The following is a 15968-nucleotide window of genomic DNA, read 5'->3' on the forward strand; positions in this document are numbered from 1 at the left end:
TGCTTTGGGTAAATCAGTCTTCAGCCCCTGAGTTATAAACTCCAGGGGTAAGTAGATTGGTCTTCACGGTTTTTTTCTTCAATGAGCCGCTTTTCAAGTGGGGCATGGTAGCCATAAGACGGAGGAGGATCACCCGGAGGAGGATCACCGCTTCCACAACAGCCCCCCGTAATAAGCAACTGCCCTTTTGAATGAATTGCCACTGTTTTGAATGATTCAAAACGTGTTTTTTTCTCTTGATTTAACATAATTAAAATAAGGTTAATACATGTGAACTAAAAAAGTTATGGAACCCTGCAAAACGAATGTTTATATTATCATCTGGAGTATTTTATTGGGCCTCTCGGCAAATGCCCACGCCCAAAATCTTGATTACACTTTTTATGCATCCAAAGCCAAGCAACTACACCTGAGTGCGCCCGACAGTGCTTTGTATTATGCCCAACAAGGTGTAACACTTACCGACAACAAAGCCCGCAAGGCTTATCTGTACTACTTGATGGGCTATGTGGCAAAAGGCAACAAACAGCTCAATCAGGCAGTCGCTTATTATAGAAAATGCCTAAAGTATGCCGATGTTACTTACCAAAAAAAGGCGTATACCTCACTTGCCAATATTTATTTAGAAAAACGCAAGTATCATCTCGCCAAATCTACTTTGGATATGCTGTTAACCTATACATTGAGTAACTATGACAAACTGCATGTGTACAATGTAAAGGCGAACATATTCAGAAATACAAAACAGTTTGGAGCTGCCAAACTATATTATGGCAAGGCTTTGAGCTTGAGCTTTGAAAAAATGAGCAAATCCCATAAAAATCAGGTTGCTGGCATTTTTTGGGACTACGCCCAAATGTATTTTTTGTGGAGTAAATATTTAGAAGAGCGTGGAACAGTCGCTCAGGTACAGGAGAAGTTGTGTAAAGCCATTGATTTGCATCAGCAAGCCATTGCTCTCAGAAAAAAAAATGCGCCTGAAAAAATGGCAAGTGCTATAGCCAATGGTTATGCAAAGGTAGCAAATATTTATGATTTACAAAAAAGTCCTGAAAAAGCCCTATGTTATGTAGACAGCAGCCTGGCAATCAAACACCCGCATTTGCCTACTCAAATGGAGGCGTTGAGCTATAAAGCGGCCATTTTGCAACAAATGCAGCAGTATTCGGCGGCTTATGGCTATTATAAAAAAGCAGATAGCTTGCTGACCACCGTTAACCAAAACCCGGAGTTGCAAAAACAGGACAAAGCCTTTTTTACTTCTTTTGGCCAAACCCTGAAACACAAGTATGAGCGACTCGCCAAAAGTGGCATTGACAAGGGGCACCAGCTACAAAGCCAAATAGACTACTTTGCTTTGTTTGCTACTATAGGAGCCACCCTTTTGGTACTGTTGTTTTTGGTCTTACTTAAGTGTCAGGTGGGGCGTTACCGCCAAAGAGTGGCGCACCATAAGGCCAGGGCGAGCCAAAAGCTGGACGCTCAAAAGGTGCGTTTTCAGACGCGCTTGCACAAACTGGAGCACACCAAAAGCGAGCTGGAAGAAGAGAAGCACTTGTTGGAAGATGACTTGCTCAGGCTGGAAGCCAACAAACAAATAGAACTGATGGCAGAACTTGCCAAAGCCGAAATGCGGGTGTCTACCCTGTATGAGCTAGAAGATTCGCTGAACCGACACGACGACACCCCCCGCTGGATACAGGCCATGGTAGAGCGCAAGCTCAAAGAGCTGAGAAACTGCGACGAACTGATGACCCGCATTGCCACGGCTTACCCTTATTTTGCCGAAAACCTCATGCGGGAAATAGAGCAACGCCAAATAGTGATGACCCAACCCAAACACCTGCGTTTGATTTTTTTGCTGGTAGCAAAAAAGTATGGGGTCGACAATGACTTTATTGCCCGGATGTTGGGCTATACCAAGGCGGGTATCAAAAGTGCCAAGAACATATTGGCGCAAAAATTTGGCTACGACAGTACGGTAGACTTTGAGGAGTTTTTGATGAAATTGACCGAAATCAGACCGGTTGCCAAGGGCTTATTTATTACCAAAAGCCCGAAAAAAGCCTCCTGACAAAAAAAAGTTTGATAAAAACCCTGATAAAGACCTCGGGGTTTTACTAATATTTGTTTTCCCAAAAATACTCTCCTTCCTTTGCTTGCGAACTCTGACGGAGTCGTAATGTTTAGAAAATGGAGTATATAAACAGATGCTTGGTTAGACTGAGAAGTTGAAGACTACTTATTTTAATTGTTGGATGGTTTTATGGTTGTGCAAAGTGTTGCTCAATCACGTGCCATCAAAACAATAGATCAAACATGGGTAGCTTGAGTAAAACGACTTGGTTTGGCAAAGTATGTCAACAAAAAAAGCCAGAGGTTTGCAGACCTTTGGCTTCTTATACTGAAAAGTGTATTGAAACAATTGGATTGGAACCCCAGTTTTTAACACACTTTGGAAGATTTAACAAAGCAATGTGCTGAAGTGCTGAAAGGTATTGGAGTACCCGTTCAGAAGCACCAGTTTGCTTTGATAGGGGCGCAAGTTAATCATTTTTTGCGAAAACCTATCGCCTCTCTTCTTTTTCAAATATAAGTTTTGCCCCCTGTTGGCAGGCAATGCCTGCCAACAGACCGGGACTGCTATGCCCCAGCGCATAAACAGCGCAAAATAACGGGCAACCATTGACAATAGTCCATAGTATTTAGTCGGTAGTCCATAGCTGATTCGAGTAAATGTTTACCTTGTTAAAGACTGTATACTCACTTTATTTTTAAAAGGGTTTCAGTTTTAGCCTACACCAACCAGTTAAATAATTTTTAAATTCATAAATGACTGATTACCAGCAAACAACTTTCACCAAAAGTACTGCGGAGTATTGATTGAATAATCACCATTTAAACAATAAGAAGGGAGAAAACAATGATTAATACATTGATCAATTTAAGGAAAAAAGCAACGGCTTCTGCCCGGCAGCCATTGCTAAGCGTAGACTCAGCCGCCAGCGTATTGGACAGGCTGCTACAGGGCAATACGCTGGAAGCTACCCAACTAGAGCTTGCCCAAACCGAGGTTAGCCGTCGCTATGAAGCCGCCACCCGGCAACTGGCAAAATCGCTGGATCGGCAAGACGAAGCCAGCCAACGCGCCAAATATTGGATAAACCTGGGTACCCAACTGACCTACCGCCATTTCAGCGAACTATTGGGCAGCCGCAACCTGGTGTGGGCCAAGCTCGGTACCGAAGACAAACTATATGCTTGCCTGAAAGAAACCATTGAGTTTGACAAAGAAGCCGAGCAAATCATCCGGTTTGCCTCTAGAGTATACATGTACTCGTTGCCCTTTGCCGAGGGCATCCAGGAAGCCACCCGCCATCTGCTGCCCTTGTTTAACAACCTGGTGCACACGGTAAACAACGAGGGCACCCTAGAGCTGGAAGAATTGCGCCAGCGCAGAGGTAAGTATCAGGGGGAGGGAGATTTGCCAGAAGAAGGAAAGCAAGAAGAAGGAGAAGGCGAGCACGTGTAAGCCACGCAACTCAAACCTGTTTTTTAAACAACCAAATCACTTGATTTTATGAACAACCAAATTGCCATGGTGCCCATTCACCTGGATGGGCTCCTATTGCCCAAAGACTCGCTGGCAGTAGAGGCATTTACCGATTTTAGTCGCTTGCCTTTTTACAAAGATGGGCGCGACTACAACCCCGACACGCCCAACTTGAGCGAGTCGGTGCTGAGCGTGCCCTTTCAGAACCGAAACCTAAACCTGCGCCAAGGCATGCACTTGCATTGGTCGTTGCCCGATGCCCTCACCAAGGGGGGAGACTCGGGTACCGATGCCGATTTTCCGGCGGCGCCTAACCGTTGGCTGGTGGTGCGTACTTCGCCCAATAAGGGAGAAAAACGCTGGGTGGTCGAGAGCGATTACCTGAGCATGGACACCAGCAACCCCTATCATGCTGTAGCTTACCCGACAGACATCAGCCAAGCGGGCAACGGCGGGCAACCCTTTGGGTTTTTGGGGCGGCAGTTAGACATTACTGACGCGACTTGGAGCGAAGATACTAGCGCAACCCGTTTGTCCAAGCTTACTGCTCTGGGCTATGGCGAGCCTGCTTTTGCTGCTTTTTATCCCAATTGCCACAGTGTGTTTGGCTGCATCGACCCTGATATTAAGACTCAAGGAGATTTGGCGGACTTGAAATACCAAATCATTGGTTGGTATGGTGAGGCGGGGCAAGACCCTTTGCACGAGCTCACCAAAGGCGGAGAGTTGTCGGGCGATACTTTACAAAAAAAGATAGAGGAGGCATTTGCCTGGAAGATAGAGGGGTTGGCTGACAATCAAACTTTGGGCACTTGTTGCTACGCCGAGCTGGATTTTAACGCTTCGGCAAATATAACCAATCCTGATAAGGGCAAAAACATCAGCGTAAGCATAGGCAATACGGGCACCGAGGCGTTGTCGGCGTATTTGGCATCGGGCGAAGCAGATAAAACAAGCGTAGAAGAACAGCTCGAGAGCTTGTTGTTGCACACCCAGTTGCAAAACAAAGACTTGGATTTGGGGGCGAGGTTTCAGGAAGCCCGCCACGAGAAGGGATTCAAGGCAGAAAGCGGGGGCAGCCTGTGGGAGCTACGCCCTGCCCACGAAGACCCTGCCCATGGCAAACTGGTAGAAATTGACTTGCCACTGGCGCTGGAAAACGACCTGGATACCCTCAACCAACAACAACAGGCGTGGAACCAGGCGGTAGAGCAGCTTCGGCAAGAACAACAATTGTTGTTTACCGATTGGTATAAGTACATGCTGTGTGCCTACCCGCCCGAAGATGCCCGCGAAGACTACCCCGACATTGACAAGGTGCGCTATTATATAGAACGGCAATACCTGCGCCATGATTCAAAGCTGAATCAGCTAAAGCAAAAAGTAATGGTGGCGGTAACCAGCTTGCCCGAATACACCAGATTACGGGCTGAATTAGAAAACTGGAATGATGGCAAACCTGCCAGCCACCGATATGTACTCAAGCAAGTAGCCGCCCCGCGTTTTTGGCACCCTACCGAGCCTGTAGTATTGTTGGAGGGTGAGGCAGTAATGCCTACCAACCGCCACGGTGCCGATGGGCGGATGAACGAGGACAATACATTGACTTGCCACCTCCAGCCTTTGAACAATGCTACAGTAGGACTTGCCGACTTCACTTCATTATTTGAGAAAATAAATACTATCAAAAATGAGAATGTTCCTGAGGGTACTCAAGCCAAGGTAGGTTTTGATACTTGGCAACACCAGCCCTGGCATCCGTTTTTGCTGGAGTGGGAGGTAGAAATGTTTCCGATGCAGGCGGGGGGCAACCTGAATATTGACAACCGCAACTTTCAGCCTGACTTTATCACCAGCAATTATACCTTGGCGAAAAACCAGCCTGACTTGGGCGGACAACCTGGCAAAAGTACCATCCAGGCAGCGGCTTTGTATAACGGCAGGAGCGTGTTGACGCCTTTTGCCAAAGACCGCATTGGCAAGGCTATAGAGGAATACTTAAAAGACCATGACGATTTGGAAGGAGGAGCGCTCAGCCACGCCAAGAATAAGCTGGACAGCCAACACTTTTTGTCGCAGGCCTTGAGCGGCTTCAACAATGCCCTGCTCATGCAACACCAAACCCTACAGTTGCCCCTGCACGACCCCATTGGCTTTGGCGATTACCAAATATTTACCCAACAGGTGCAACAAGCCTTGGCGGGCAACAACAACTTGGCGCCTTTGCCGCTCAACGACTTTTTACCCATTCGTTCAGGTACGATGCGCCTGCACAAGTTGCGTTTGATTGACAATTTTGGGCAGATAAAAGAGGTGGCCGTCAACGACATCATCCGCGCCGAACCTTTGCAATTGCCTCAGGGCATGGCGAGCGGGCAGGATGCCTGGCTACCGCCTCGCTTGGTGCAGCCTGCCCGGGTCAATTTTCGCTGGCTGACCGCCAACGGTGCCACTACCGAACTGAACACCCACCCCGAAAGCAGCCCAGTGGCGGGTTGGTTGCTTGCCAACCATCTCGACAATAGCGTGGTGGTGTACGACCAAGCGGGCTTTGCCTTGGGCATTATTGACCAAACCGCCCAGTGGCGCGGCGTACCAGGTACCGATGCCATAGTGCACCCTTCCGACATTGCCAATGCTGCTTTGCGCCGGGTAGTGCGACAGGTTTTGGGCAAGGGAGCGAGTTTTCTGGATAATTTTATCAAGGTAACCGATGCCGCCCTACAAACTATAGACCCCGAAGGTTTTGCTCACCACCAAGCGCTTGCCTTGCTCATGGGGCGCCCTATAGCGGTAGTGCGCACCTCGTTGGGCTTGGAAGTAAAAGGCAGCCCGGCGGTGCACCATGGCTGGACCGAGTTTAGGCAAGACATGCAACGGGGCAGCAAAGAAACCGACCAAACAGAACAGGTAAAGGTGCCCGTGCGGGTGGGCGAACCTGGGCAGCTCAACGATGGGGTATTGGGCTATTGGCAAGAAGAGGCGACCGAAGGAGGCATTGCCTTGAGCGATGCTTTTTATACTACGGCAAACGCCCAAGAAACCCACGAGCACATCAAGGGCTATGACCCTGGAAACCCTGACCTGAAGCTAAGCCTTGCCGAGGCCCCCCAAACCATCACGATGTTGCTGGACCCACGGGGCGAAGCCCACGCCACCACGGGCATGTTGCCCGCCAAGGTGATAGACATACCCAAATACCAGTATGCCGAGGCACTGAAACGCATCAACATCAGCTTTTTGTCGGCACCTGTGCTTATGGAAGCCAATAAAACGGTATTGCCCTTGCCCAACGAGCCGGGCTATACCTGGAGCTGGCTGGAGCGCGACCGTTTTGCCTGGCACGAAGTGGCACGCCATGGGGTGCTGCTCAAAACCAAATTGCAGCAGGTGTTTGGTGCCAAAGGTGACCAAATATGGCAGGAGTTGATCACAAAGGGTTGGATAGAAGCCAGCGACCCTGGCAAAGCCGACATAGTGCCCAAAGACCAACGCCCCAAAGACAGCCACTTGGTCAGCCCCCTCAATGAGGACACTGACCAAATAGAAGACGTGCTGGCGCAGGGGCACATTGTACCGCCCGAAACTAAGGCGGCTTTTAGGGGGGGGCAAACCATCAAAGAGGGCTGGCTGAGGCTTTCGCCCAACCCAAAAGAGGAATAGGAAAAGGAAGCAGAAACGCAAATACCGAGTTAATTTTTATCGAAGTGAAACATTAAAAAAAACAGACGCATGCAAGATTTTATATTGTATATGCCACTGGACAATATTGCCAATGGCAAAGTAATAGGACAAGGCACTGATGGTGCTTTGCTGGAGGGTACCGTGCAAGGTGCTGGAATCACGCTACAAAATGATGCTATTTTGGGCGAGTGCCTACAGTTTGATGGAACTGGGGCACACATTGACCTGGGAGATGTTGGACAGCTCAGCACAGAACAAGTGACTTTGTCTTGTTGGTTTAACACCGAAAAAACAGTGGGGGAACAGTTCATTTTTGACAAAATGGATGAGGTAGCTGCCCATTTGTGGGACAATGGTTTTCAATATGCAGTATCGCCACCTTGGATTTGGAACGGCAACATACCCATAGAAGCTAATACTTGGTATCATGTGGTCATTGTATCAAACGCTGGTGCTGGAACCACGGCAACTTACATCAATGGAGCACAAGTAAGTACGGCAGCACGTTCTGGTACATCAGGAGCATCTAATAAACCCTTGACTATTGGGGCGAGAAATGCAGCTTGGGGCTTTCAAGGCAAAATGGCGCACCTGAGAGTGTACAATCGAGTGCTCACCACAGACGAGATCAGTTTGATGCGCACCCAAGACCTGGCACAGAGCTTTCGCAAAGCCCACCCTATAGACTTTGACTTGCACAACCAAGACGTGCAAAATGTGCTCTACATTGAGAACGAGCCTACCCAGGTAATACAGTTGGACATTCAAAACAAGTCTACCCAGCAAATTAGACTCAATGCCTTGACGGGCGATGCCAGCCCAACCAACCACCACTTTGCTTTGCGCTTTCGTCCAGACACGCTTAAAAAACCGAGCAGCATTCAATTGGCTGGTTCGGATTGGAAGATGACCCAAGCCACCCCCGATGCTGATGGCATGGACGTGATTTACTTGCGCCATGCCACCGAAACCACGTTGGGGGTAGACAATGCCACCGCCCACCAAACTTTGAGTTTTTCAAACATAGTGGTTGACAGCACGCAGGGCAGCCGGGGCACCCGTGCTGAGCTGGTGTGCAGCAACCAGGTAGTATACGCCGACAGCAACCTACACTTGGGCGGGCATAGCCGCGAAATACACCTCAATGTGGTAAACCACCAGGGCAAAAAGAACATTCCCTTGCACGTGGGCTTTGTGGGTGATAACGGGTTGCTGAACGATGGGAGTGACAATGCCCTAAAGTTGCGCTTTACCAACGTGGGAAAATTGCCGTTGGCTTTCAAAAAAGGTAGTGGAGATGACACCAATACTTCTAAGTTTATTTTGTCTTTTGATACAGGAGATGCTGCTGATGAGTGGTCTTTGAACACAAGTGAAGTGGTGAAAGGCATCACAGTAAATCAACCTGATGACTGGAAAAAGGCTGACCCGGTAGCCATTACGCAGGAACCCAATCCTCAATGGATTTTGGAGCTGGATATTAATGAAGGTAAGACGTTGCAAAGCAAAGAATACTTCGATGTAGACATAACCAAAATCAAAACTACCTTCCCCACGGGGCACACCCACCTCTATGTACGCTACGAAAACATTCCGGGCTATTGGGATGGAGAAAAAATTCTCATTATTGAGAAAAGACCGTTGGTGTATAAACACAAGGAGGATGCAAATAATAAGAATGTAGGCATTGGCACCAATACGCCTGGTGAGAAACTAGAGGTGAAGGGGAATACCAAGCTGGATGGTGACACGGAGGTTACAGGCAAGGTAGGTATTGGTACTAATATGCCTGGTGAGAAACTGGAGGTAAATGGAAATGTCAAGGTTTCAGGAAATGCCACCGCCAATTTAAGCATCAAAACCAGCGAAGCAGAAACTAAAATATATAGCCACAGCGATGGGGTTACCTACTTCCAGACGCAGGGACCTGCTTACTTTGGTACCAATAGTATTAATAAAATCAACAAGCCTGACTTGTATATCAATACTGATGGCAAGGTCGGCATTGGTACCAATAATCCTCAAATTCAACTGGCATTGAGCGATAATGACACTGGATTGCAATGTCAAGATGATGGAGAACTGGCGATTTATACCAATAACCAAGAACGGGTGAGGATTGACAATGTGGGAAGGGTAGGCATTGGTACCAATGATCCCTCGTTTAAACTGGATGTGCAAGGGCAAATGAGAGTAAATCATAACAATATACGAGGGTTGACTGTCGAAAACTCACCAAATCAAGACGGCGAGCACCCTTCTGAAGTGTTTCTCAATGGGGGCAAAAAGTCCGGATCTGTGGGGATTTCTGAAAGTCGTGGGCTTTATTTATGGGCTAATGGAGACCAGGTAAATATTAAAGATGGCAAGGTAGGTATTGGTACCAACAACCCTCAAGCCACCCTAGATGTGAACGGTGAACTGAAAATTGGAGGCGAAAAACCTTTTGTTATCAAGCGTTTCAGAAACATTGGCTACAATCTATTATACAATACTGGGTATAGCACCAGTAAGTACAATGCTGCCATTGTGGGATTCCAAACAAATGCGGGGGGCAACCCTAGCGATAAAACTTTTGGAATGAAACTGCATATGAGCCCTGCTTCAACTTGGTCTATAGAAGCAGACATTTATACTGAAGGTGGTCACGAATACTGGGAATTTGTAGATGTTATGTTCATTAGCAAGGCATTGTCAGATTGTGATTTAAGCTAGTCAATTTCATTAAAACAGATAACCATCAACTAATACAAGAAATCCAATGATTAACTTTAATATATACAGCCATAACCAACCTAATAGGTTATTAATAAAAGGTGAGGGGCAACTCAATAGTTTTGTTCTGGAAATCACCAACGTTTTGGGGCAAACTATTGCGTTAAACAACCTTGCTGAAAGCGTAGATAGTGAAACCATTTATGCCCCCAGTGCCCAACGCCACCACTTGGCGCTTACCTTTGAGGCAGGAGCACTAGACACCAACCATTTGACGGGTGCTAAGGCAATCGGATTGAATCAAAGTACTTCGGAAAAGTGGGCAGCGAGTGCCCCCATAATCGACCAAACCACAGGCAAAGTGACTTTGTACTTTATAGCCAAACAAAATGAAGAAGGTGTAATGCCTACTTGGACTCAGGGACAAACCTGGGGGCTTTACCTGCACCACATCAATGGGCAAGGGGGTACTCGAAACACGCAGGTACAATTGCAAACTGCTCACCTGCACGAAGAGGGGCAAAGCCAGCCTTTGACGTTTGATCTTGACCAACCAGTCAAAATCGTTAACCACCGAGGCAACCCCTACTTGCCTTTGCACGCAGGCTTTGGCGATTCGCACACGGTGCTCAACGATGGTACTCAAGGCAGTGTAGTACTCCACCTAACCAATGAAAGTGACCAACCCATTCGTTTTCATTACGATGCCAACGAAGCTTCTAACACCTCTAAGCTGCGCATTGGCTTTACTGCTCACAACCACCAGGTAGCTCACGCCTTGAGCTCCAAAGCTGAAGCAGATGCTATGACGATTACTCCACCCGCAGGCTGGGAGGCAACCAAAGACAATTCGAGCGACTCGCTGGAATGGGTGCTGAAGCCCGATGGTACACCTCAAACCTTGGCGAGTAAGGCACAACTACCCATTACCATTGCCAATATTCGAACCACTCACCCTGTGGGGCTTACTGATGTTTCGGTAAGCTATGAAAACGTGCGCGATGCTCAAGACGGACACTACCGCGATGGTCAAATCATTTGTCAATTACTCAAGCAACCTTTGGTGCATCGCAACGATAAGGTAGGCATTGGCACAGACAAGCCCAACGCAAAACTGGAGGTATTGGGCAAAGCGAAGGTTGCTGGATTGGAAGTAGGGCTGCGTCAACAGAAAATTGTAACCAACAATGGGTCAGCAGGTGAGCAGTTTGGTTCTTCGGTAGCCATGTCAGGCAATTATGCTATTGTGGGAGCTTTTCGTAGAAATCAACCTGTACAAGCTCCAGGAGTAGCCTATATTTTTGAGAAAAATGATACAAAGGGCTTACAGCAAATACAAAAGATTTCACCTGCTGAAGGCAGGGTTGGTGACCAATTGGGTACGGCAGTGTGTTTGTCGGGTGGTTATGCCATTGTGGGTGCACCTAGGGATACACAAAATGGAACTCAGGCAGGAGCAGCCTACATTTTTCAGAGAGACAACACTGGTGTGTGGCAACAGCAAGCAAAGATGTTGGGCAAGGCAAATGTTCGGGGAAATTTTGGTGCTTCGGTAGGAGTATCGGGCAATGTTGCCATTGTGGGAGCGCATTTCGAGGACAACGAAAGAGGAAATGGTGCAGGGGCAGCTTATGTCTTTGAACAGGACAACAGTAGCAACTGGGTACAAAAGAAGCTTTTGCCAGATGAGCTGAAGGCTTATGATACTTTTGGAAAAGCAGTAGCAGTTTGGGGCAACTATGCATTTGTAGGAGCCACTGGAGACGATACCAAAACAAATACTGCTGGGGCAGTCTATATTTTTGAAAGGGACGTTCAAGGCAACTGGAACAAGGTCGATAAATTATTGCCAGAAGGTTACATTCTAGGTCACCACTTTGGGGCTTCAATAGCTGTTTCAGACCATTACCTCATTGTAGGAGCACCAGAAGTAACCAATACAGCTTCAAGCAATAAAAGGACTAAGGGAGCAGCATACATTTATGCGCAGACCGAGGCAGGGTGGACACAGGTGGCCAAACTCTCCCCCAACGATGGAATAACAGGGGGGCACTTTGGTATCAATGTAGCCATTACAAACGACTATGCTGTAGTAGGTGCGCCCGTAAACCCCGAAACTGGCATCAGCGGAAGCATAGCTTATGTATTTAAGCAGGAGGGATTTGCTTGGAAACAACTCAGCAAAGTGGTGGCAGAAGCCCAAACAACTCACCTGTCTTTGCAATCCTTTGTGGCTGTACAGGGAGAACAAATGCTGGTGGGTGCTGATCAGGATGATGCCAATGGAAGAGGGGCGACTTACTTGTATGACCTCGACAGTGCCAGAGCAGGCATAGGCACCAGCAACCCCACCGAAACTCTCGAAGTAGCAGGCAACACTAAAACCCACGCCCTCATCCTTACCGCGCCCGATGGCAACGAGTGGAAGGTGACCGTGAACAACGATGGGGTGTTGAGCACGGAGCCATTGGGAGGTTTTGGGCCTATGTAAAACTATATGCCTTTGGCACCCGCCAAAGGCTTTTACCCAATCATTTTTTGACTATAAAATATTAGAGATATGAGATCTTTTACGAGGAAAAACGTGCCCTATAACGCCAGTATTTACCACTTGCTGTACAGCACCAATGCCAACATAACAGCCTTGCGCAATGCGCTCAACGGCAATGATTTTAGGCAGGCTAATATCGAGTTAATCAACCTAACCAATAATACTTATGTAAGCCAGTTGATAGATGAAAACCGGGAAGCCATAAAAAGTATATATGCTCAGCTTGCCAATGTGCAAATTAACGGTGCAAATATTACAGTAGCCAATTTTTCTACTCCATCTCCAGGAGGAAACTTTACGGGTGGTTTGCCCAATGCCAATTTTCCAGAGGTAGATGTTAATGGGAAGGTATGGCCTGCTCTGGGTAAACTGCTCCTTGAGCAAGATTTTAACAATTGGAACTTGTTTAAGGCACCTTTGGAAGGTACAGCAGGAGTCGACAACAATGTGCAAATCTTATCAGCTAATATAAACAATACCACCATTGAGAACATTGCTACCTTGTTGTTATTGAAACAACTATTGCATTATGCCAGGTTGCGGGCGGAATATGAGAATTTGTATAGTTTTAAGGATAATGGCCAAGTTTACATTAATTATTTCATTTTCCAACCTAACTTGGGTAGTGCACAACAGGAATACAACAGCAGCAACTTTGCCCAAAACAGGTCGTTGTTAAACCAAGTTTCAATCTTTGGTCAGTTGCAGGCCTCAAGTTTACCAACTGGCACTAATGCATTACACTTTAATCAATGGACAAGGCAAGGCATGCAAGTGCTTGATAGAAACCCTTTAGTTATTATGCCAGCGTCAGATGCAAAAAATTATATAAAACGGTATATTAATCAGCTTAACACAGGAGGGGCAACATCTAGTTATGCAAAAACTGGCGGAAAGCTTCTGATTTACGTGCAACGTCACTATGCGCCTTCTAGTAATAAAACGGATAACATATTGAGTTATACTGCAGTAACTGCAGATGCGGGCAGAGGATATAGGCAAGCAAAACCTTCCTTGATAAGGTCAACGGGGCTTTATTGTGCTTTTTGTGAATCCCCCATACAAGATGGGCGTACTGCTGATATAGAGCATAAAATGCCTAAGTCAGTATTTCCTACAGAAGCATTGGACTGGGAAAATTTTGTATTGGCTTGCAAAGTCTGCAACTCTGACAACAAAAAGGAAAAAATAGTAAATAACACCCATGAGGTTGCCCCAGGTACAGATTACAAAAGGAATGCTTTTGTCCCTGCTAATAATACGCTCAAAAGCTACTCAGTTTATCGTGACAACTCCCGCAACGAAGTGTTGTGGCCAGATGCTTGGCATTCATTCAATGATGGTACAGGCAATACCCAGTACAATTTATCGTTCCAAGCTTTTGATTACCAATTATTCAGTGGTCCAGGAGCCTCAGGACCTTTACTAAATGTATCTTTAGACAATATACAGAACCAAACCAAAAGCAAAGTTTCGGTGGCAAATGTCGCAGGTAGCGAGACCCTCCAGATTGATTTCACAGGATTTGAAGGTATTCTCGACCAGACAAATGTAAGAGTACATACGACTGATTTAGCAAACTTACCCCAGAACCATAACAATGTAGGCATTCAGGCAGCAAGGCAACACATTGTGGATATCTGTGGATTGGATAAAATAGGAAGTATCTCTAATGACAGAAGAGTAGTTAACCGCACCAAAGCCTGGCTGCATGCTATGAAGCAATTAAAACGCCTTAAGAGCCTAGCAGATGAAAAAGATAGTTGGGAGAGTTTACATAGGTATTATAACAATCAGTTGGATTTGATAAATGTGATTAATAAAAACCAACATTCATTTAGTAATATTAATAAACTAAGGGCATTCAATTTGAATAATCAGGCTGATGAGATATTGTTTCATTCCATTACGTTGGGGAAGATGAAATTTCAACAGGTTTTGCCCAATGGCTCAATAAATATTAATTTGGATGGGGTTGAAGCAAATGACATTACTATTATCCAAATAGGCGGGGGCAATGTCCTCTCCGTTGCGGATACACACTTAGACGGCGTACAGCTCGTAGGAGATATTGTAACAATAAATGGTCAAAGGCTCATGTCAGGTAGAATAGACATTAACGATGGCAACCATCCTCATTTGAGTAACACGGTCATTCTTTTCAAAAATGTCATTGTTAAAGTTGAATCTAACCCCAACACAACAACACTTGATATCGGTTCACCAACTCAGCAACCTCCTTTATTGACCAACTTAATTTTTACCAAGGATGCGTATTACGGAGAGGCAATTGAAACCTGGGAAAAAAATCGTAAAAAACTGCTAACCCAGCTCGATACCATTCATCAAAAACAACTTGCCTACACCTGGGAAAACATTTTGGACATGGTGCGCGTCGGAGGCTTTTACTCTACTTGGGTTCGAACTTTTCAGAGAGAGTGTACCAATCCAGCGAATAATTTACCCCGATATGACATAGACCTAGTGCGTAGGTTAGAAATGGAAGCCCAAGCCAACCCCGAAGACCCGCACCAGTTTCACGGCACCGATGCCGCCGAAATCATTCAAAGTCTGGCTTAAATCAACCATTTGTTTATTTTTTTATCGCAGGGGAAGTGCTTCTCTGAAGGCTAGCCCCTGCCCAATGTAAGACCTTATGTTAAATATCCGAATAAATTCACTGTCCAAGGTAGGTACCCACTTTGGTTCCTACCAGCAAGCCATTGTGCATTTGGCTTCTAACACGGTAGCCTACTACCAAGGTGCCAAACTGGGCAATTCTACTGAAGACGAGCCTTCGTTTGACATCAGTCAGGTGTGTTGTCATGTATCGGGGCAACCCCTGAGCAATGGCATGCAAATGTGCGCCATCAACAACAATAGTAGTCAGGGCATTCGCTTGGTAGAAGAACCAAAAAATATAGACGAGGGCATAGAACCCAACGATGCAGATACGGATGTACCCATGTCAATAGAGTCATCACTACCCAATGATGGCTTATACACTTCTGCTAGCCAAGTAGCTCCTCAAGATTTATTACTCATTAGTGGCGATTGTGCTGAAGGGTTAAAAACATCTTTAAGTTACTTCATGGAAAATAAAAATATCCAAAAACTCATTGTAGATCGCTATAAACCAGGGGAGTATGTGACAAACCCAGAAATGGGAGAACATTATATTTTTCCTAATAAAATGTATTATTGGGACGATAATCAAAAGATGATTAGTGATAACTCCACCAGCTCTACACAAAGCTTCACGCCACAGCAATGCTTTATTTACCTCGACCAAGGAGCCTTGGTACAACAACGGGTAGTAGACGACACCAGTGGAGAACTGGTAAACGCCCGCGAAACCATTGAGGATTTCATTTTTGTAGAGCCCAACCCAGCCCTGCCCGAACCACTCTATATCATGGCGCGCATACCATCAAGTTGTTAGACTTAACAGCCGCTTTATGTGCA

At 46.3% G+C, this 15968-nt stretch carries 9 protein-coding genes; 7 read left to right on the forward strand and 2 right to left on the reverse strand.

The window, feature by feature from the left end; translation table 11 throughout:
- Positions 1 to 32 precede the first annotated feature (32 nt).
- Entirely contained in the window at positions 33 to 248 is a 216-nt protein-coding gene (locus tag M23134_RS17640; protein ID WP_002698509.1) for a hypothetical protein, read from the reverse strand.
- A gap of 38 nt (positions 249 to 286) precedes the next feature.
- Here M23134_RS17640 and M23134_RS17645 point away from each other — a divergent pair, with 38 nt between their 5' ends.
- The gene (locus tag M23134_RS17645; RefSeq protein WP_045113776.1) at positions 287 to 2074 is read left to right on the forward strand and encodes a tetratricopeptide repeat protein; all 1788 of its coding nucleotides are present in this window, start codon (positions 287 to 289) and stop codon (positions 2072 to 2074) included.
- A 390-nt stretch (positions 2075 to 2464) separates the two neighbouring features.
- Here the strand turns inward: M23134_RS17645 and M23134_RS17650 are convergent, their stop codons facing one another.
- Positions 2465 to 2686, reverse strand: coding sequence for a hypothetical protein (locus tag M23134_RS17650; RefSeq protein ID WP_002698515.1), 222 nt, complete (start codon positions 2684 to 2686; stop codon positions 2465 to 2467).
- Positions 2687 to 2923: 237 nt separating this feature from the next.
- Here M23134_RS17650 and M23134_RS17655 point away from each other — a divergent pair, with 237 nt between their 5' ends.
- The 6 genes from M23134_RS17655 to M23134_RS17680 all read left to right on the forward strand — a co-directional run bounded on the left by M23134_RS17655 (position 2924) and on the right by M23134_RS17680 (position 15945).
- On the forward strand, positions 2924 to 3532 hold the full coding sequence (locus M23134_RS17655) for a hypothetical protein (protein WP_002698516.1): 609 nt from the start codon (positions 2924 to 2926) through the stop codon (positions 3530 to 3532).
- Positions 3533 to 3580: 48 nt separating this feature from the next.
- On the forward strand, positions 3581 to 7216 hold the full coding sequence (locus M23134_RS17660; protein WP_002698517.1) for a hypothetical protein: 3636 nt from the start codon (positions 3581 to 3583) through the stop codon (positions 7214 to 7216).
- 69 nt (positions 7217 to 7285) lie between these two features.
- Entirely contained in the window at positions 7286 to 9952 is a 2667-nt protein-coding gene (locus M23134_RS17665; protein WP_002698518.1) for a LamG domain-containing protein, read from the forward strand.
- A gap of 46 nt (positions 9953 to 9998) precedes the next feature.
- A complete protein-coding gene (locus M23134_RS17670; RefSeq protein ID WP_002698519.1) occupies positions 9999 to 12443 on the forward strand; it encodes a hypothetical protein in 2445 nt (814 codons plus the stop codon).
- Positions 12444 to 12512: 69 nt separating this feature from the next.
- On the forward strand, positions 12513 to 15083 hold the full coding sequence (locus tag M23134_RS38380; protein ID WP_082226591.1) for an HNH endonuclease: 2571 nt from the start codon (positions 12513 to 12515) through the stop codon (positions 15081 to 15083).
- Positions 15084 to 15159: 76 nt separating this feature from the next.
- Positions 15160 to 15945: a hypothetical protein gene (locus tag M23134_RS17680; protein WP_002698521.1), complete on the forward strand. Its 786-nt coding sequence runs from the start codon at positions 15160 to 15162 to the stop codon at positions 15943 to 15945.
- Positions 15946 to 15968: the final 23 nt, after the last annotated feature.

This window comes from Microscilla marina ATCC 23134 (assembly GCF_000169175.1).
GTDB lineage: Bacteria > Bacteroidota > Bacteroidia > Cytophagales > Microscillaceae > Microscilla > Microscilla marina.